At 50.1% G+C, this 17,427-nt stretch carries 16 protein-coding genes and 1 tRNA gene; 8 read left to right on the top strand and 9 right to left on the bottom strand.

Features of this window, described 5'->3' with window-relative positions; genetic code table 11:
- Positions 1 to 45 precede the first annotated feature (45 nt).
- Both yicI and AFK63_RS19225 read right to left on the bottom strand, forming a co-directional pair.
- The gene (yicI, locus tag AFK63_RS19230; protein WP_038866701.1) at positions 46 to 2,367 is read right to left on the bottom strand and encodes an alpha-xylosidase; all 2,322 of its coding nucleotides are present in this window, start codon (positions 2,365 to 2,367) and stop codon (positions 46 to 48) included.
- 3 nt (positions 2,368 to 2,370) lie between these two features.
- Positions 2,371 to 3,774, bottom strand: a complete 1,404-nt coding sequence (locus AFK63_RS19225; RefSeq protein WP_038866699.1) for a glycoside-pentoside-hexuronide family transporter — start codon at positions 3,772 to 3,774, stop codon at positions 2,371 to 2,373.
- A gap of 290 nt (positions 3,775 to 4,064) precedes the next feature.
- Here AFK63_RS19225 and AFK63_RS19220 point away from each other — a divergent pair.
- From AFK63_RS19220 to AFK63_RS19210, 3 genes are all read left to right on the top strand, one after another.
- Positions 4,065 to 4,159, top strand: a tRNA-Sec gene (locus tag AFK63_RS19220).
- 162 nt (positions 4,160 to 4,321) lie between these two features.
- Positions 4,322 to 5,485: a tyrosine-type recombinase/integrase gene (locus AFK63_RS19215; protein WP_038866697.1), complete on the top strand. Its 1,164-nt coding sequence runs from the start codon at positions 4,322 to 4,324 to the stop codon at positions 5,483 to 5,485.
- 14 nt (positions 5,486 to 5,499) lie between these two features.
- Positions 5,500 to 7,503, top strand: coding sequence for an AAA-like domain-containing protein (locus tag AFK63_RS19210; RefSeq protein WP_038866695.1), 2,004 nt, complete (start codon positions 5,500 to 5,502; stop codon positions 7,501 to 7,503).
- Positions 7,504 to 8,020: 517 nt separating this feature from the next.
- On the opposite strand, the gene AFK63_RS19205 is transcribed toward AFK63_RS19210, so the two are convergent.
- The 3 genes from AFK63_RS19205 to AFK63_RS19195 are packed head-to-tail and all read right to left on the bottom strand — an operon-like array spanning position 8,021 to position 9,580.
- The gene (locus tag AFK63_RS19205) at positions 8,021 to 8,587 is read right to left on the bottom strand and encodes a phage polarity suppression protein (protein WP_038866693.1); all 567 of its coding nucleotides are present in this window, start codon (positions 8,585 to 8,587) and stop codon (positions 8,021 to 8,023) included.
- A 28-nt stretch (positions 8,588 to 8,615) separates the two neighbouring features.
- Positions 8,616 to 8,834 carry an ogr/Delta-like zinc finger family protein gene (locus AFK63_RS19200; RefSeq protein WP_024558415.1) on the bottom strand — a complete coding sequence of 73 codons (219 nt, stop codon included), beginning with the start codon at positions 8,832 to 8,834 and terminating at the stop codon, positions 8,616 to 8,618.
- A 2-nt stretch (positions 8,835 to 8,836) separates the two neighbouring features.
- Complete coding sequence (locus tag AFK63_RS19195) at positions 8,837 to 9,580, bottom strand: hypothetical protein (RefSeq protein ID WP_038866691.1); 744 nt, start codon at positions 9,578 to 9,580, stop codon at positions 8,837 to 8,839.
- A 536-nt stretch (positions 9,581 to 10,116) separates the two neighbouring features.
- Between AFK63_RS19195 and AFK63_RS19190 the strand changes: the two genes are divergently transcribed.
- The 5 genes from AFK63_RS19190 to AFK63_RS19170 are packed head-to-tail and all read left to right on the top strand — an operon-like array spanning position 10,117 to position 13,820.
- Complete coding sequence (locus AFK63_RS19190; RefSeq protein ID WP_038866689.1) at positions 10,117 to 10,383, top strand: helix-turn-helix transcriptional regulator; 267 nt, start codon at positions 10,117 to 10,119, stop codon at positions 10,381 to 10,383.
- Positions 10,380 to 10,931 (top strand): host cell division inhibitor Icd-like protein, encoded by a 552-nt coding sequence (locus AFK63_RS20905; protein WP_071603760.1) that lies wholly within the window; start codon positions 10,380 to 10,382, stop codon positions 10,929 to 10,931. Before AFK63_RS19190 ends, AFK63_RS20905 begins: the two co-directional genes overlap by 4 nt.
- Positions 10,928 to 11,155 carry a hypothetical protein gene (locus AFK63_RS19180; RefSeq protein WP_024558419.1) on the top strand — a complete coding sequence of 76 codons (228 nt, stop codon included), beginning with the start codon at positions 10,928 to 10,930 and terminating at the stop codon, positions 11,153 to 11,155. Before AFK63_RS20905 ends, AFK63_RS19180 begins: the two co-directional genes overlap by 4 nt.
- The gene (locus AFK63_RS19175) at positions 11,152 to 11,472 is read left to right on the top strand and encodes a DUF5375 domain-containing protein (protein WP_038866681.1); all 321 of its coding nucleotides are present in this window, start codon (positions 11,152 to 11,154) and stop codon (positions 11,470 to 11,472) included. The genes AFK63_RS19180 and AFK63_RS19175 overlap by 4 nt, the downstream gene beginning before the upstream one ends.
- A 14-nt stretch (positions 11,473 to 11,486) precedes the next feature.
- The gene (locus tag AFK63_RS19170) at positions 11,487 to 13,820 is read left to right on the top strand and encodes a primase-helicase zinc-binding domain-containing protein (protein WP_038866680.1); all 2,334 of its coding nucleotides are present in this window, start codon (positions 11,487 to 11,489) and stop codon (positions 13,818 to 13,820) included.
- Positions 13,821 to 14,151: 331 nt separating this feature from the next.
- On the opposite strand, the gene AFK63_RS21080 is transcribed toward AFK63_RS19170, so the two are convergent.
- The 4 genes from AFK63_RS21080 to AFK63_RS20890 form a co-directional block, all read right to left on the bottom strand.
- Entirely contained in the window at positions 14,152 to 14,610 is a 459-nt protein-coding gene (locus AFK63_RS21080; RefSeq protein WP_050568194.1) for a DUF1311 domain-containing protein, read from the bottom strand.
- Positions 14,607 to 15,530, bottom strand: a complete 924-nt coding sequence (locus AFK63_RS21705) for a peptidoglycan-binding protein (protein WP_038866678.1) — start codon at positions 15,528 to 15,530, stop codon at positions 14,607 to 14,609. The genes AFK63_RS21080 and AFK63_RS21705 overlap by 4 nt, the downstream gene beginning before the upstream one ends.
- A gap of 1,131 nt (positions 15,531 to 16,661) precedes the next feature.
- Positions 16,662 to 16,925 carry a hypothetical protein gene (locus tag AFK63_RS21700; RefSeq protein WP_236613134.1) on the bottom strand — a complete coding sequence of 88 codons (264 nt, stop codon included), beginning with the start codon at positions 16,923 to 16,925 and terminating at the stop codon, positions 16,662 to 16,664.
- Positions 16,909 to 17,424, bottom strand: coding sequence for a DUF2778 domain-containing protein (locus AFK63_RS20890; protein WP_071603759.1), 516 nt, complete (start codon positions 17,422 to 17,424; stop codon positions 16,909 to 16,911). Before AFK63_RS20890 ends, AFK63_RS21700 begins: the two co-directional genes overlap by 17 nt.
- Between the last annotated feature and the right edge of the window lie 3 nt (positions 17,425 to 17,427).

The following is a 17,427-nucleotide window of genomic DNA, read 5'->3' as shown; positions in this document are numbered from 1 at the left end:
TATCATCTCAGGCAAAATGCCGCCCGTGGGCGGCATTTTTGTTGCTTACAGCGTAATACTTAACGCCTGCGCGCCATGCCCGGGCGTTACCACGACGCCCCATTCGCTGCCCGCGCCGCTGCCGCCCTGCACGCTCGCCACCTGAGGAACGTTGCGCAGGCAGAGCGTCCAGCCTGTCGCATTGCCGTTCCCTTCGACTGTCAGGCGATTGCCCTCACGCTTCACGCACAGCGTAAACACCGTCGTGCCGTCAGCAGCAGGCACCTCGCAGCGCGCTTCACGGCCCTCCTCCAGATTAAACAGCTGGAACGCGGTGCCCTCATGCCAGGCATAATCGGGCTTTTTATCGTTATTTCCGAGCGCCAGCAGCGTGTTGTCGCGCACATAGACCGGCAGGCTCAGGAAGTCATGACGCTGGTTATGCCAGCGACTGCCGGAAAGCTCGTCGTTGCGCCACAGGTGCGTCCAGCGCCCTTCCGGCAGGTAAAACACCACGTCGCCCGCCTCACTGAACACGGGCGCCACCAGCACCGCATCACCAAGCATATACTGGCGGTCGAGGTAATCGCAGGCCGGGTCATTCGGAAACTCCAGCATCATGGCGCGCATCACTGGCGTGCCGCGCTCGTGCGCTAACGCCGACTGGCGGTAGAGATAAGGCATCAGCCGGCATTTCAGCTGCGTGAAGTGGCGCACCACGTCGCAGGCTTCGTCATCGTAAGCCCAGGGCACACGGTACGATTTGCTGCCGTGCAGGCGGCTGTGGCTGGAGAGCAGCCCAAACGCGCACCAGCGTTTATAGACATGTGCCGGCGCGGTGTTTTCAAAGCCGCCGATGTCATGGCTCCAGAAGCCGAACCCGGAAAGGCCGATAGACAGCCCGCCGCGCAGGCTTTCAGCCATCGATTCATAGTTAGCGTAGCAGTCGCCGCCCCAGTGCACCGGGAACTGTTGCGCGCCCACCGAGGCCGAGCGGGCGAACAGCACCGCTTCTTCCTCGCCCACGGTCTCTTTGAGCACGTTCCAGACCAGCGCGTTATAGAGGAAGGCGTAGTGATTGTGCATTTTTTGCGGGTCAGCGCCGTTATGCCACACGACATCGGTCGGGATACGCTCGCCAAAATCGGTTTTGAAGCAATCGACGCCCATTCTCACCAGCCGCTTCAGATGGCCCGCGTACCATTCGCACGCCGCCGGGTTGGTGAAGTCGACGATACCCTGCCCCGGCTGCCATTTATCCCACTGCCACACCGCGCCGTTCGGGCGTTTCAGCAGATAGCCTTTTTCCATCCCTTCGCGGAACAGCGGCGATTTCTGACCGATGTACGGATTGATCCAGACGCAGATTTTCAGCCCGCGGGCTTTGAGGCGCGCTAACATGCCTTCAGGATCCGGGAACGTCGCCGGGTCCCATTCGAAGTCACACCACTGAAACGCCTTCATCCAGAAGCAGTCGAAGTGAAAGACATGCAGCGGCAGTTCGCGCGCCGCCATGCCGTCGATAAAGCTGTTTACCGTCTCTTCATCGTAATTAGTCGTAAATGATGTGGTGAGCCACAGCCCGAACGACCAGGCGGGCGGCAGCGCCGGACGGCCTGTCAGGCGAGTATAGCGCTCCAGCACCGCTTTCGGCGTCGGGCCGTCGATAACAAAATACTCCAGATATTCCCCGGCCACGCTGAACTGTACTTTCGAGACTTTTTCAGAAGCCACTTCGAAGGAGACGCACTCCGGGTGATTGACCAGTACGCCATAACCGCGGTTGGTCAGATAAAATGGTATGTTTTTGTACGCCTGCTCGGTGCTCGTGCCGCCGTCGCGATTCCAGGTCTCCACCGTCTGACCGTTCTTCACCAGGGCAGTAAAGCGTTCGCCGAGCCCGTACACCGTCTCGCCGACGCCCAGATCCAGCCGCTCAAACATAAAGGTCGCGGCGTTGCCGTCCTGAACATAACCGCTGTTCTTTACCTGGCTGCCGGTAATCCGCTCGCCGTCACGCAGAAAATCGAGCGCCCAGTTTTCGCCTTTGGTCACCCGTACGCTGAGGCTGCCGCTTTTTAGCTCGGCATAGCTCTCGGTTTCGCACATCGCTACCGGCACGTTTTCCTGAACCTTGAGCGGGTAATGCGGGCCGTTATCCGGCACGCCCTGAAAATGCGCGATACGCACGCCGATAATGCCCTCCTGCGGCGAAAAAAACCGCAGCGTAAAGAGCGGGATATCCAGTTGCCCGGCACGTTCGCGCACATCACGCGGCGCGGCACAGACAATCATTTCGCCGTCGCGCTGCTCGACATCAAACACCTGAATGGGATGCAGCAGGCTTAAACCCGGCTGGATCAGCCAGTTCCCGTCACTGATTTTCATGGCTTACCCCTTCGACTCATGGAATGCGTCGCTAACCGGCAGCGTTTCAAACTCTTTCTGGTTATTGCGCGCGCCCTGCGCCAGCTCCGCCAGGATATGTTTCAAAAACGGTGTCTTTAGCGTGTAGTAGCGTTTCGCGATGATGGCGCTCAGCACATAGCAGACGCCCGGCGCCAGCGTGAACAGCGCGATAATGATGGTGAGCGTCGCGCCGTTCTGGGCTTTCGCGGCGGCGTCATAGCCACCGCCCGCCAGCATCCAGCCGATAAGCGCGCCGCCGAGCGCCAGACCCAGTTTCAGGACAAACAGCGTGCCCGCAAAACTGATGCCGGTCAGACGTTTGCCGTTACGCCATTCACCGTAATCGACCGTGTCGGACATCATGACCCACTGAATCGGCGTGACCAGCTGGTGCAGAACGCCGATAACGAAGATAAAGCTGAACATCACAATGGTGGCGCTCATCGGCACAAAGAACATGGCGACGCTCAGGACCGCCAGCGCGGCGTTGGTCCACCAGAAGACGCTGACTTTGCACTTCCAGTCGGTGAGCGGTTTGGCGAGTGCGCTGCCGAACAGGTTGCCGACGCAGTAAAGCCCGAGGAACCAGGAGAACAGCGCGGCGTCGCCCATAATCCAGGTGACGTAGTACATCATCGCCCCGCCACGTACGCAGACCGCGAGAATATTAAGCAGGGTCAGCATGCCCACAACACGCCACTGGTCGTTTTGCAGGATATCGCGCAAGTCTTCACGCATGGTCGAGGTCGTCGGCGGCGCCTCGACACGCTCTTTGGTCGTGAAAAAACAAAACGCGAGCATCAGAAACGCCACCGCGGCCAGCACCGCTATGCCCGCCTGAAAGCCGAACGCTTTATCTTCGCCGCCAAAAAAATTTACCAGCGGCATCATCAGTACCGTAGAGAGCATGCCGCCCGCCGTCGCCAGCACGAAACGCCACGATTGCAGCGAGATACGCTGCTGCGGATCGCTGGTAATCACGCCGCCCAGCGCGCAATAAGGAATATTCACGACGGTGTACATCAGGGTAAGCAGCGTGTAGGTCGCGGCGGCGTAAATCATCTTGCCGGTGAGGCTGAGTTCCGGTGTGCTGTAAGCGAACACGCACACCACGCCGAACGGCAGCGCGCCGAACAACACCCACGGGCGAAATTTACCCCAGCGGCTGCGGGTGCGGTCCGCAATCAGCCCCATCGCCGGGTCGGATATCGCATCCAGCGCGCGGGCCAGCAAAAACATCGTGCCGACGAAACCGGCGGGAATGCCGAAGATATCGGTGTAGAAAAACATCATATAAAGCATTACGTTATCAAAGACGATATGGCTTGCGGCGTCTCCCATGCCGTAGCCTATCTTCTCCTTCACGGTAAGCGCTTGCTCACTCATCGGGCAGTCCTCATCGGCGATACGCGAAATTTCACTTAGGTTTTAACGCCGTTCGGATCCCCCAGAAATTCTGTTTTCTGGTAATTTCTTTATGATTCTTGTTTTCTGTGATCGCGTTAACTCGCTGATGCAACGAATGAATAATTTTTGTGGCCGATAACAGGCAAAAAATACTTAAGCAAAACCGTATCACGCCCGTCAGACGGGCGAAAAAAGAGTGTGGCGGGGGTATTGGTAAGCGTCAGAAACGCGCCTATAATGCGCCGGCCTCCATGTAGCAATGCAGGCGCGGAAGATCGTCGTCTCCGGTGAGGCGGCTGGACTTCAAATCCAGTTGGGACCGCCAGCGGCCCCGGGCAGGTTCGACTCCTGTGATCTTCCGCCAAAGTTCCTCCTCACCCATCCGAGAAAGTCTTAAAAATCCTTTATTTTCAATCACTATTGTAGATTAATCATCCGTAGCAGTCCGACAAGATCTCCCTGAATCCATGAAAAATATGTATAGTGATGTGTATAGATTTTTTATACACATTTTTGGCTTATACACATGGCACTTACAGATATACAAATCAAACGAGCAAAGCCCCAAGACAAGCCATACACATTGAACGACGGGCAAGGCCTGTCATTGCTTATCAATCCCGATGGCTCGAAGGGCTGGCGTTTTCGTTTCCGCTTTGCCGGGAAAGCGCGGTTAATGTCATTTGGCAGCTACGATTTGGTAAGCCTTGCAGAAGCGCGTGAGAAGCGTGACGCCGCCCGTAAGCAAGTTGCTAATGGCATTGACCCAGTAGAGGAACGAAAAGCATTAAAACTCGCTCAAAAGCTATCAACAGAAAACTCTTTCGAATCAGTAAGCCGTGAGTGGCATTCAACTAAAGCTGATCGTTGGACGGTTGCTTATCGTGAGGAAATCATCAAAACATTTGAGCAGGATGTTTTCCCTTTTATTGGTAAACGACCTATAGGTGAGATTAAGCCACTAGAGTTACTTGAGGTGCTGCGACGTATTGAAAAACGTGGGGCTTTAGAGAAAACCCGAAAGGTGCGACAGAGGTGTGGAGAGGTGTTTCGCTATGCCATCATAACAGGGCGTGCTGATTACAATCCTGCGCCTGATTTAGCTATCGCGCTGGCCGTTCCCAAGCAAAAGCACCATCCATTTTTATCCGCTGAAGAGTTGCCTCATTTTATTCGAGATCTTGAAGCGTATACCGGTAGCATCATCACCAAAAATGCTACGAAGATAGTCATGCTGACTGGTGTAAGAACGCAGGAGATGCGCTTTGCTACGTGGGAAGAAGTAGACCTCGAAAAAGGTATATGGGAGATACCAGCGGAACGTATGAAAATGCGTAGACCTCACATTGTTCCTTTATCTACTCAGGTAGTTGACCTTTTCAAACAGCTCAAACCTATTACCGGCCATTACCCTTACATCTTTATTGGCAGGAACAACCGCAGCAAGCCAATCTCAAAAGAAAGTGTTTCACAAGTGATTGAGTTACTTGGTTACAAAGGGCGTGCTACAGGTCACGGTTTTCGACACACGATGTCGACAATATTGCATGAACAAGGTTTTGATAGTAACTGGATAGAAATGCAGCTAGCTCATGCTGATAAAAATATCATAAGAGGTGTATATAATCATGCCTCGTATCTTGAAAGCAGAAGACAAATGTTAGAATGGTACTCTAATTACTTGTATTAATATAAGAGGTTATAATGCAACGCAGCACTCAAAGTTTCGATAAACCGGGTATTTTATCAACACTAAACATTGAAACTAGAAGCCAGAATGAGAAAAAAATAATTGAAGCTATTTCACAAATTTGGTTTGTGACTTTTTTCAAGTCAGCAAACTTCAAAAGCAGTGAGTATCATTTTTTCTTTGCAAAACCTACCCGGGAAATTTCAGAACAATTTCACTTCTCTCGTGAGGTATTGGTTTTAATAAGTCCTTCGTCACATTTCATGCCGAGATGCCTTGATTTTGTTGATAAATTAATGGGTGATTATCAAAATAGATTAGATAAATTATGTGTTTTTATCGTTAGTAAAGACGAGCAAGTTTCAGAAAAAGTACAAGGTATTATTTTACAGGACAAAGAGTCAAGAATAATAGTACCATTTACTTACAATGAACTCATTAATAACTCAGATTCAAGTGAATTACAAATAAACCGGCTAAAGAAAAGTTTTTATGAACGAGATCTTTTCTCTTATGAAACCCCTCTCAAAACAGACACATATTTCTTCGGGCGTCATGAAGCAATACAATCTTTATACGGAAAATATCAAACAGGCCAGTGTAGCTCCTTATTTGGATTAAGGCGAATTGGCAAAACATCTGTTATTTATGCAATATTGAGAATGATGGATGTAAGGGACGAGCCAAATGTTTATTTGGATTGCTCTGAAACATCATTTCACATGCGCAGATGGAATGAATGCTTATTCTTCATCGTAAACGATATTTCAAAAAAATACTCACTACCGAAACATCTTAAACTTTCAAAAGAAGAAGACTACACAGAAAAAAATGCCTCCATATGCTTCGAAAGAGACATTGAATCAATATATAATTATTTTAAAGGCAAGCGTTTGTTAATTGCTTTAGATGAAATTGAAAATATAACATTTACATTATCGCCAACTATTCATTGGAAAGAGAGTTTAGATTTTATCTATTTCTGGCAAGCTTTACGATCATTATTCCAAAAAAGACAAGATCTTTTTTCCGTTATGATTTCAGGCGTCAATCCTATTTCAATTGAAACTCCAATTGTTAACACTTACGACAATCCTATATATAGATTTATCTCTCCATCATATCTCCCTTTCTTTGACGCAAATGAGGTAAAGGAAATGGTGAGTACAATCGGAAATTATATGGGGATGAGATTTGATGATGAAATTTATACCTATCTAACAGATGATTTCGGAGGGCACCCATTTATAATAAGACAAGTTTGCAGCTATTTATTCAAGGAAAAGAAAGGCTTAAAAAGCATTTCTATTACCAAATATGAATATGAGAGAAAAAGAGAAGAGATAAATAATAGTATTATTGATTATCTAGACCTTATCATAACTGTTTTACGTGAACGATATCCAGATGAATACCAGCTCATTGAATATCTGGCAGCAGGAGATCAAAAAACATTTGCCGAATTTTTCGGCATGTCAGAAAAATTAGTAGAACATTTAATTGGTTATGGCCTTGTTAAACGTGATGCTGAAAATTTTCACTTCACAATTAAAACCATTTCGTCCTATATAAACACGCAAAGTCGCATCCGACTGCTGCCAACAACCAGAGAAGAAAAATGGCATCGTCTTTGTGAAGGAAGAAATAAACTTGAAACTGATTTAAGACAGCTTATAAGTCATACATTAAAATATAAACACGGCCCAGACAAGGCCAAAGAAATATTTTTAGCCATTATATCTCCACCCGATAGGCAAAAAAAACTTTCATTGTTAAAATTCAGTGATATATTCAGATCCAAACTATATTTCGAGGATTTAAGAAAACTAATTGAAAAAAACTGGTCTGATTTTGAAAAAGTTTTCAACAATGAAAAAAGTAAATTCTCTCAATATATGGCCATTATAAACTCAACAAGAGGTGACGCTCATGCCAATGATATTAGTGATGACGACATGGGTTTGTTTGAGATAACTATTGATTGGTTGCAGAGGAAAGTTGACAATTATTTAGAGTGAGAGCAGTTATAATAAAGATCATGACTAGTTAGACCATGAAAGCCGCTTAACAGTGGCTTTTTTTTTACGAAAACAACTTTGCAAACCCAAATCTTAGCATGTAATTACCCAACCTATTATTAATTATAAAAAACATAGCAATCCAAATCAGTTGAACGCCAAATAATTAGCATAGCCTCTTGATTGTTAATTAAAATTGAATAGACTCTTCTTTACCCCTCCCTAAAACCTACTGTTTATTTTCTTAAACCATTTATCCTACATTTTTGTTTTAAGCATATACTGTCGATGTTGTGTGCTTCGATAATTAAAAAATTAATCTGCGTGCTCGCGCAATGCTATCCCCGCCCCGCCTGCCCGCTTAACGGGGCGCTTTTAATGCAGGTGCATTAACGGCATCAGGGCTTGCCAGTACTGGCGCTGGCGGGGGATTCAGTGTCGGCGAAACGCATGCAAAACCATGCACCTTATGCATGCATGGTTTTTGGCGGGAAAAAGGCGGGATTTTCGGAGAGAATTAACGGTTCTGATGCGCGGCCAGTTCTGCACGGCGATGGGTGTAATTCAGGTTCTGTGCGGGTGTGAATTTTTCCCGGCTGTCATCGCGTGAAGCCGCGTCGGGCCTGAATCCGATGGCCGTTAAAATGTCCTCATCCTGTGCGGAATAATTAATTTTTTCTCCGGCGGAGAGCCAGACCTGTAGCGCCTCACGCAGATAATCAAGTGAATGCTGCATGGCGCAGTGCTGAACGGCGGGATGCTGGCCGGAATATTTCATCAGCTCGGGGGCAAGGGCGGCGGCCAGCGCCGCGCCGTGCGCCTGCATAAAATCATTCAGCCGGTTGCGGATGCTGATGCGCTGCACCTTTTCATGCGAACGGATATAGCGACCGGCAGCCTGGTTAATTTCCCACTTTTTCACGTCGATAATGTCGCGCAGCATTTGCAGGCGCTGGCCGTTGCGGTTATCAGCGGCAAGCTGTTCCCGGTATGCCTGTTCAGTCTGGGCAAGTTCAGCCCTGCGTTGCAGCCAGGCAGATTTGTCTGCCTGACAGGTTTCAAAGGCTTTCTGTAGTGTTGTCACGTGCGTTTCTCCTGATGGCCGTGCATGGTTACGCACCGGCGCGGTTAACGGTGGCTGCCGGTTCGGGTGCCGGGATAGCCGGCTCTGTCGCCGGTGAACGGATGACACCGTCCACGGATTCCAGCGTGCGGAAGGTCGCCGAACATTCGATATTCACGCACTGGTGATAGCGCTGTTTGACGTTATCGGACAGATAGCGACTGGTGCGGGCGTGCGCACTGGTTTTGCAGAACGGACAGTGAAACATGCTTAAGCCTCCGCCTTTGTGCCGCTATTTTCAGCCAGTGCTTTAGCCAGCATCATTCGCTTCGCCGGGCTGTTCAGCAGCTCCGTATCCACACCGGCAAGATGCGGCCGGTGCATGCCCGTCACGGACAATACCGGCTCCTGCGTCATATCGAACTGGTACTCACTGCCCAGGCGGCTCAGGACGTCGCGCAGCTCTGCGAGGGCAGCAGACTGTGGTGAGGCTTCTCCCTTCATTTCAAGGGACCGGGTGCGCAGCACAAAAGCACGGACAAGCGTGGCGGGAACAGCGGCCAGTGCCTGCGACCATTGCGCACCGGCGTAAGTGGAGAGGGCGTCATCATATGCCGCGCGGTACTTATTCCCTGTGGTGCAGGCGCCGAGCATGGCGCGCTTACGGTCATTCTCCAGCTCGGCAATCAGGCCGGTGAACTCGTCTGCCAGTTCGCGGCTGGCGATGCGCCTGCCGTGTTCTGCTTTCATCTCAGGAGTGAGGTTGCCGCGCAGGCTGCGAAAACGGCTGCGCCAGTCCTGCTCTGCCTGTGTGCTCTCCTCAAGAGCAGCCTGCCGTTCCTGCTTGCAGCGTTCAATGGAGGTATCAATCTCTTTCAGCGCCTGCATGCTGGCCGCGTGGGCGTCTTTTGCCGCAGTGAATATCGTCAGCTTACCAGCGATGTGCTGGTTACTCTCTTCGGGCTGTTTAGCGACAGCATTCTGGCGGGCGTTAATAACAGTTTCGGTTTTCATGTTCAGGCTCTCCGTGTGTTCAACCTGAAATGATTCTGCCCTTCATCAGACAACATCTCGATGTATTACCGTTGTGGCATTTCTGGCACAAACGACACTTAAAATCCGGCTTGCCAGAGAAAGGTCTCCGGGAAACCCTTCTCACCTTTGTTTTTTTACAGTTAACTGTTCACTACTGTTCACTTTCATAAAAAATAAAGCAATACAGTAAGTTAAGTGGTGAACGGTTGAGAATATAACTGTTCACCAACTCTTCACTACTGTTCACCCTCCGGTTTTAATAATGACGGCGGCATTTAGATTTTATTTCGATTACCAAGGGGGGATATATAACCAGAAGAAATAAATTTTGCTGCAATGTCGTGCAGTGAATTGCAACGGTTTGCCAGCGTTTGCCATCGTTTTAGTTACAGAAAAGTCAATGTTTGTTTTCCTGAAAATCACACATGACCTGAGAAAAAATATAAACATAATAAGGAGCTACCCGAAGCCGGAAGGACACAACCGGCACTGTATGAACTTAATGAGGTAGCCCGATGCACACTGCTTTTTCTTCCCCGTCTTCTGCCCCTGCCGCGCCACTAATCCCGGTCTCTGATGCCGTTCAGGAGCGCTTTATCCGTCTGCCTGAAGTGATGCATCTGTGCGGCCTGTCCCGGTCAACCATTTATGACCTCATCAGCCGGGAAGCCTTTCCGAAGCAAATCAGCCTCGGCGGTAAAAACGTGGCGTGGGCGCAGTCCGAAATCACCGCATGGATGGCCGACCGTATCGCAGCACGTGACCGGGGATATGACGCGTGATGATGGCCGTTCAGCAGACAACCCCTTTTTCTGGCTTGCTTCCTTTCGTCGTTTCCAGGTATAGTTTTCCTGCTGTCGCAAAATCGGCAGCCGGGATTGGCGTCCCGAATACAACATTGGCGACACCAGACGCGCCTTGCGTCTTTTTTTGTGTCTGTGCCTTGATGCACCCATCTTTCGCGCAATGGTTTGTGTTCCGTTGCGCCTGTCGAATAATGGTGGCTCAGGCGGGGGCTTCTTACGAAGCGCCGGTTTCCAATGTTGCCGGTTACGCCAACCCTGTCTGGGCTACCACCAGTGAAATTGGCGTTTCCGGTGGTAGCGGTACAATACAAACATTGGAGGCTGCCATCATGGCTACGACCCTCACCCTGTCTCACCCGCAGTTTGTCTTTGTGTTTGCCGCCGTTCGTCGTGCAGACCGCACACCCCGAATCTGCATGCTCCGCACCGTGGCCGGTGACGAGCGCAGCGCCCGCCGTTCCCTCGTTCGCGATTACGTGCTGGCGTTCGCAGCCCGCCTGCCGGTGGCGGAGGTATGCGCATGAAACAGACCACCATTACCACCCGTGACCTTGAATGCCTTGAGCATATGCGTAATGTCGGCCGGCTCGTCGGCGAGCTGATGCAGGTGCAGGACTGCACCACTGTGTGCCCTGACCCGGCGCAGCAGCTACAGCTCACCTCCGTAATTTATCTCATGACCGCGCAGCTCGACGGCGTGGTGGAGCGCTGCAACCAGCGCTGGCTCGCTGAGGAGACACGCGTATGAAGCCCGTACTGCCCGCCGTGCTGCGCTCGGCCCTTTACCGCCGCGCCGTTGCCTGTGCCTGGCTCACCGCGTGTGAGCGCCAGCACCGCTACCCGCACCTCACCCTTGATGCGCTGGAAAGCGCCATTGCTGACGAGCTGGAAGGCTTTTACCTTCGCCAGCACGGCGAGGAAAAAGGCCGTCAGATTGCCTGTGCGCTGCTGGAGGATTTAATGGAAGCCGGACCGCTGAAAGCAGTACCGTCGCTCTCCTTTCTCGGGCTCGCCGTCATGGATGAACTCTGCGCCCGCCATATCACATCGCCTGTGCTGCACTGAGGGAGAAAATAACAATGAAAATGAACGTAACGGAAACCGTTAAACAGGCGTGCGGCCACTGGCCGCGCATTCTCCCGGCGCTGGGCGTGAAGGTCATTAAAAATCGCCATCAGGCCTGCCCGGTATGCGGCGGCTCTGACCGCTTCCGCTTTGATGACAAAGAGGGGCGCGGGACATGGTTCTGCAACCAGTGCGGCGCGGGTGACGGCCTGAAACTGATCGAAAAAGTGTTCGGTGTGAAACCGGCTGAGGCCGCCCGTAAGGTGGACGCCGTGACCGGCAACCTGCCGCCGGTTGCCCCGGAAGTGATTGCGGCCGCAGAGCCTGAAACCGAAGCCAGCCGCAGGGCGGCCGCCGCGCTGGCGGCGGATATCATGACGAAAGTCCGCCTGACCTCCGGTAACGCCTACCTGGACCGCAAGGGGCTGGCTGACCGCGAATGCCTGACGCTGACCACCATGCACAAAACCGGCGGTGTCACGTACCGCGCCGGGGATGTGGCCGTACCGCTGTATGACGATACCGGCACGCTGGTTAACCTTCAGCTTATTAATACTGACGGTCTCAAGCGCACCCTGAAAGGCGGTCAGGTCAAAGGGGCATGTCATGTCATCGAAGGGAAAAAACAGGCCGGAAAACGCCTGTGGATTGCGGAGGGTTATGCGACCGCGCTCACCGTGCATCACCTCACCGGTGAAACCGTCATGGTGGCGCTGTCCTCCGTGAATCTCCTTTCTCTGGCGAGCCTTGCCCGACAACAGCACCCGGCCTGCCAGATTGTGATTGCCGCCGACCGTGACCTTAACGGTGTCGGCCAGACCAGCGCCGCAGCGGCCGCAGAGGCCTGCGAGGGCACGGTAGCCCTGCCGCCGGTGTTTGGTGACTGGAATGATGCGTTTGTGCAGCAGGGGGAGGAGGCCACGCGTCAGGCGATTTACGATGCCATTAAGCCGCCAGTCGCCAGCCCGTTCGACACCATGAGCGAGGCGGAATTTACCGCCATGAGCGCCAGCGAAAAGGCGATGCGGGTACATGAGCATTACGGCGAAGCGCTGGCCGTGGATGCGAACGGCCAGCTCCTGTCGCGCTATGAAAGCGGCATCTGGAAGGTGGTATCGCCAGCCGAATTTGCGCGTGACGTGGCCGGGCTGTTCCAGCGCCTGCGCGCCCCGTTCTCATCGGGCAGAATTGCCTCGGTGGTGGAGACCCTGAAGCTGATTATTCCGCAGCAGGCGTCACCGGCGCGGCGCCTGATTGGTTTTCGCAACGGGGTACTTGATACCCAAAGCGGCATATTCAGCCCGCACCATAAATCACACTGGCTGCGCACGCTGTGCGACGTGGATTTTACCCCGCCGGTGGAAGGAGAAACGCTGGAGACCCACGCGCCGAATTTCTGGCGCTGGCTTGACCGCGCGGCCAGCCAGAATCCGCAAAAACGCGACGTGATTCTGGCAGCACTCTTTATGGTGCTGGCGAACCGCTACGACTGGCAGCTCTTTCTCGAAGTGACCGGGCCGGGCGGCAGCGGGAAAAGTATTCTCGCCGAAATTGCGACCCTGCTTGCCGGTGAGGATAACGCCACGTCGGCTGATATCGACACGCTGGAAGACCCGCGCAGGCGCGCATCCCTTATCGGCTTCTCGCTCATTCGCCTTCCCGACCAGGAAAAATGGAGCGGCGACGGTGCCGGGCTCAAAGCCATCACCGGTGGCGATGCAGTTTCGGTTGACCCCAAATATCAGAACCCGTATTCAACACATATTCCGGCAGTCATTCTGGCCGTGAACAATAATCCGATGCGCTTCACCGACCGCAGCGGCGGCGTCTCCCGTCGCCGGGTGATTATTCACTTCCCGGAGCAGATTGCGCCGGAAGAACGCGACCCGCAGCTCAGGGATAAAATCGCCCGCGAGCTGGCCGTGATTGTTCGCCAGTTGATGCAGAAGTTCAGCGACCCGATGACCGCCCGCGCACTGCTTCAGTCGCAGCAGAACTCCGGTGAGGCGCTCAGCATCAAGCGCGATGCTGACCCGACGTTTGATTTTTGCGGCTATCTGGAAGCGCTGCCGCAGACGAACGGTATGTTTATGGGTAATGCGAATATTGTGCCCCGCCAGCCCCGTAATTATCTCTATCACGCCTATCTGGTCTATATGGAGGCCAACGGCTACAGGAATGTGCTGAGCCTGAAAATGTTCGGGCTGGGGCTGCCGGTGATGTTGAAAGAGTACGGACTGAATTATGAAAAGCGTCACACCAGACAGGGCACTCAGACGAACCTGACACTTAAGGATGAAAGCAACGGCGACTGGCTACCGAAATGCAACGAACCCGCATCGCCATGACCCACTCAGACCGGCCTCTGCCGGTCTTTTTATTACTGGCACCTTGGTCATACTCAGCAGTAACTATTCTCCTACTAACCTGATAAAAGTACATTACAAAAGCATCTATTGAGCATTTTGCAGATAAAAATTTTTTTAGCATAAAAGCGATCAACCCGCTCAGTGTTAGAGCGACGTTACTTCCTATTTTTAGATAGGAAGCATGTCTCTCAACCACTATTACGATAATATCCTGCCGCAAATAAATTAATTAGCTGGCTTAAACTTGCTTAAACCAGCTGAACTATAAATATTCACTTAGCGCACAATCACGTTCATTTTATGAAGTCATTTACTTTTCATCTGCGCGAATCATTTTAATCTCTTCAACATGCCTTTTATTTAGGTTGATTTGGCACTGATAAATATAAGGCCAGTAGTCGTAGGCATCTTTCCCGATTTGCGAACCAACGCCTAAACAGAGAGTCTTACGATACTCCTTCCAAGAATTTTGCGAGTCAAGGAAAAGGTTACTGAAGACGTCGCCAATGGTCTGTTGAGGATCCTCACTTTTGTAAACGGGACCACTATTGTTCTCTTTAATTTGCCTGACTGTTTTGGCAATTAACTCGTCCATTTCCTTATTACTTTTGTCACTAAGAGCATTTAAACATTCAGAAGCTTTTCCTCGGTCAGCATTATTACGCCAACAATTATCAATTTCTGGGCCAGCTATAATGTCTAATTTTTCAGCACTGTAAGCTGACGGAAATAAGGCCATTAAAATAATCGTTATCAATGTTTTTTTCATTGTAAATACCTGATTCTTTGCCTTGCAGGTTCATAACGCATCAGGGCTGGGTCTTCCCGAATGAACTTTATAAGCGCTGTTTTGCCCGCTAATGCAGCCTCAACTAAGCTGGCTGGATATCGCGTGCCCTGATAAAAAATATCGACAAGAACATCTTTAATTTTCTGATCAAGCTCATCCCATGATGGTGCATTCGGTTTTGTTGTCGCTGTTTTGACGTAAAAGTGGTATGCGTAATTCTTTTTCTCTAAATAAGAACGCTTGAATAATTCAATCTGCTGAGCATAGCTTATCTCCCCAAATAACTGCCATGTGGTTTCGACAAAAAGCTTTGCCTGCCTTCCGCTAAGGTATGCAGCATTTGACGCAATCACCGCACGATATTCTTCTATACCAATACTTCGCAATGTTGAAAAAATCTCGCCGGCAGTCCGCATTTTCATGTCATAACCGCGCCCTAGTGTGACGCCAGACACACCACCAGGCCAATGCAGTATCCGGGAAAAAAAACCTGTTCTTTTAGGCGCTCTCTTGGGAGCATAATCCGGAAAGACATAATCATTCCCTTCAGCATCAAAGGTAACCTGGCCTTCAGGCACACTTAGCTGTACCGCCCCGACAGTCTTACGCCAGGGTTGTAAAATAACATTATTTATCGCTTCCTGAAGCCAGATGTCTCCGGGATGGATCATACCAGTAGGCTTCATAGAGAGCATATTCTGAAACCAACGGATGCCATCAATTGTATCTTTGTCACACTGGCCAGTAATCTTAACATCTCGCCCGGTTAGTTCTTGATAGCCGGACTCACTGAGCGTTTGCTGAAACCATAAAACCTCTTCAGGCTTGTTGTTGCCACACTCCCCCACTGTGGAGCCAATCCGCATAATATGTGGCCTGAATTTTTTTCGACTGCTCATGAACACTCCCTTATCCCTTAACGCGTCAAAAGATTTTTTTACTATTATGCAAGGTTAAAGACAAAATCGTCATCAGAAAAAACTGTAACAAAAAGCTATAACACTTTTACAAAGTTCAAAATAAATGAATAAGAGATACCTTTTTTGCGGACTGCCTACACCTCTGGAGTATTCACAACCTTGTAAAGCCATTTGCGCTGACTTGACACCCTGCAATGGGAGCCATCCATTAATACGCGATTACAGCCAGCCCTCTTGCCCGGTAGAAAGCGACATGGAAGTTTCGATGCCAGCGCTCACATTTATACTACTGTGACGAACAACACTGCATTTTTATATTGGAGGTTTTGTCCAGTATAGATCCGCCAAGCATCGAGCGGATTAAGAGACGATACTCTTATCCGGCTGGATTCTAACAGATCTAGGAATTTCGCGCTGTATGCGGCACCTAATAACACATCATTCGTCGGGAAACGGCAATAGTGCGTTTCTATTCAAAACTCCCGCGAGTTTCGCCACATCTTTTATATATCCAGTGGATATCGTGCTATTGACTTCAGGATGTCCGCATCTCGCTCGCAGCAGACTATAACAGTTGTACCTGTGGCCTGTGGCCTGTGGCGATGAACGGTAAACCCTTAACTGCTCACTGACCACTCTCTATTTATATCATTGAAAGTAAAACAAAAAATTATAGGGTGAACAGTGTGAATAATTTTTCCAGAAAAAATTTTTTAGATAAGAGCGGCCACTGATACTTAATTCATAACACTTTTTAATCAAACAAATGTGTATAAGCATGTGTATAAAAAATAGGTTTTGCATTTAAAAAACTAATAAATACAAGATGTTGCGCATCATATGCCGCTCCTGTGATCTTCCGCCAAAATGCTTTTCCTGGTTTATGATGTGTAGCCCTTCTGCTGAATGCCCGCCTCTCTTCTCCTCCTGAGTATTTTTTCTGTCACTCTAATTATTAAGGCAAATAACAGTAAGGTCAGAATAGTGGTAGAACTCACAAAAAACAGCTCAAACAGCGTATCCATTTGTCCTTCAAGATCAATTATTTGTTTTGCCGAAGAATAATGATTAACAAGATACCAGGCGAGATAACTTGACGCGTAATCCAGTTCAGAAAAAAGCCAGACAAGAAGTAATATACCGTAATAAACACTGCCTTTTATAAGCCTGTTCCAGGACCACCAACCGACAAGCCGGATAATCAATCCCCATAAAAAAAATATTTAATAAAAGGAAAAGACTTACAGAAGCAACCGGATTTATTCCCTCGCCATAGCTCCCCATACCTACAAAAAAGATATTAATTAACGGTATAGTGATTAACGCCGCCAGTAATGACAATTTATATAAGAAGGTCTTAGGATAATCTGGCATAAGGCATCCCTATAACATTTAATTGTCCATACGCCTTCAAACCGCTACAGTGGACCACATATCTTACTGATTTTAACAGTGCTCTTCTTAATATGTAAAAATCCGATCGGTTATAAAACGTCACGCAACCGTCAGAAACACCGGTGCCGTCTGGCCGCAATGGATGAAGACGAAAGCTTCCACGAAAAGTCCCGTCTACGAACGTTTGATCATCAATAAAGCCGTCCTGCCTGAATAAAGCAAACCACTCATTATAGAGATTCCCTGTATCTCTCTTTTTCTGCCACGTACGATACCTCGAATAAGGTCCTCCTCGTGGCCGCTCAACAATCCAGTATCTCCCCAACGGAATCGGCCCATTACGCCTGCCGGCAAATTCAAGGGTGTTTTTATAACTCCCCAGCCCTGAAAAAACCGGGAAAGAGCCTACACCGGCGCAGCGCAAAATCAATCTGCCATCAGATGTTTTTTCGTTGTAATTGAGTTCGCAAGAAATCATATC

Source organism: Cronobacter muytjensii ATCC 51329, assembly GCF_001277195.1.
GTDB lineage: Bacteria > Pseudomonadota > Gammaproteobacteria > Enterobacterales > Enterobacteriaceae > Cronobacter > Cronobacter muytjensii.
Note: the sequence above shows the minus strand (reverse complement) of the source record. Positions and strands in the feature narration are given on the sequence as shown.

What these genes read in the sequence shown, in the direction of transcription:
- AFK63_RS19170 (WP_038866680.1), top strand. Translation starts at nt 11,487, where the DNA reads ATGAAAATGAACGTAACGGAAACCGTTAAACAGGCGTGCGGCCACTGG.
- yicI (WP_038866701.1), bottom strand. Translation starts at nt 2,367, where the DNA reads ATGAAAATCAGTGACGGGAACTGGCTGATCCAGCCGGGTTTAAGCCTG.
- AFK63_RS20890 (WP_071603759.1), bottom strand. Translation starts at nt 17,424, where the DNA reads ATGATTTCTTGCGAACTCAATTACAACGAAAAAACATCTGATGGCAGA.
- AFK63_RS19225 (WP_038866699.1), bottom strand. Translation starts at nt 3,774, where the DNA reads ATGAGTGAGCAAGCGCTTACCGTGAAGGAGAAGATAGGCTACGGCATG.
- AFK63_RS19180 (WP_024558419.1), top strand. Translation starts at nt 10,928, where the DNA reads ATGAAACAGACCACCATTACCACCCGTGACCTTGAATGCCTTGAGCAT.
- AFK63_RS19175 (WP_038866681.1), top strand. Translation starts at nt 11,152, where the DNA reads ATGAAGCCCGTACTGCCCGCCGTGCTGCGCTCGGCCCTTTACCGCCGC.
- AFK63_RS21080 (WP_050568194.1), bottom strand. Translation starts at nt 14,610, where the DNA reads ATGAAAAAAACATTGATAACGATTATTTTAATGGCCTTATTTCCGTCA.
- AFK63_RS19200 (WP_024558415.1), bottom strand. Translation starts at nt 8,834, where the DNA reads ATGTTTCACTGTCCGTTCTGCAAAACCAGTGCGCACGCCCGCACCAGT.
- AFK63_RS19195 (WP_038866691.1), bottom strand. Translation starts at nt 9,580, where the DNA reads ATGAAAACCGAAACTGTTATTAACGCCCGCCAGAATGCTGTCGCTAAA.
- AFK63_RS21705 (WP_038866678.1), bottom strand. Translation starts at nt 15,530, where the DNA reads ATGAGCAGTCGAAAAAAATTCAGGCCACATATTATGCGGATTGGCTCC.
- AFK63_RS19210 (WP_038866695.1), top strand. Translation starts at nt 5,500, where the DNA reads ATGCAACGCAGCACTCAAAGTTTCGATAAACCGGGTATTTTATCAACA.
- AFK63_RS21700 (WP_236613134.1), bottom strand. Translation starts at nt 16,925, where the DNA reads ATGCCAGATTATCCTAAGACCTTCTTATATAAATTGTCATTACTGGCG.
- AFK63_RS19215 (WP_038866697.1), top strand. Translation starts at nt 4,322, where the DNA reads ATGGCACTTACAGATATACAAATCAAACGAGCAAAGCCCCAAGACAAG.
- AFK63_RS19190 (WP_038866689.1), top strand. Translation starts at nt 10,117, where the DNA reads ATGCACACTGCTTTTTCTTCCCCGTCTTCTGCCCCTGCCGCGCCACTA.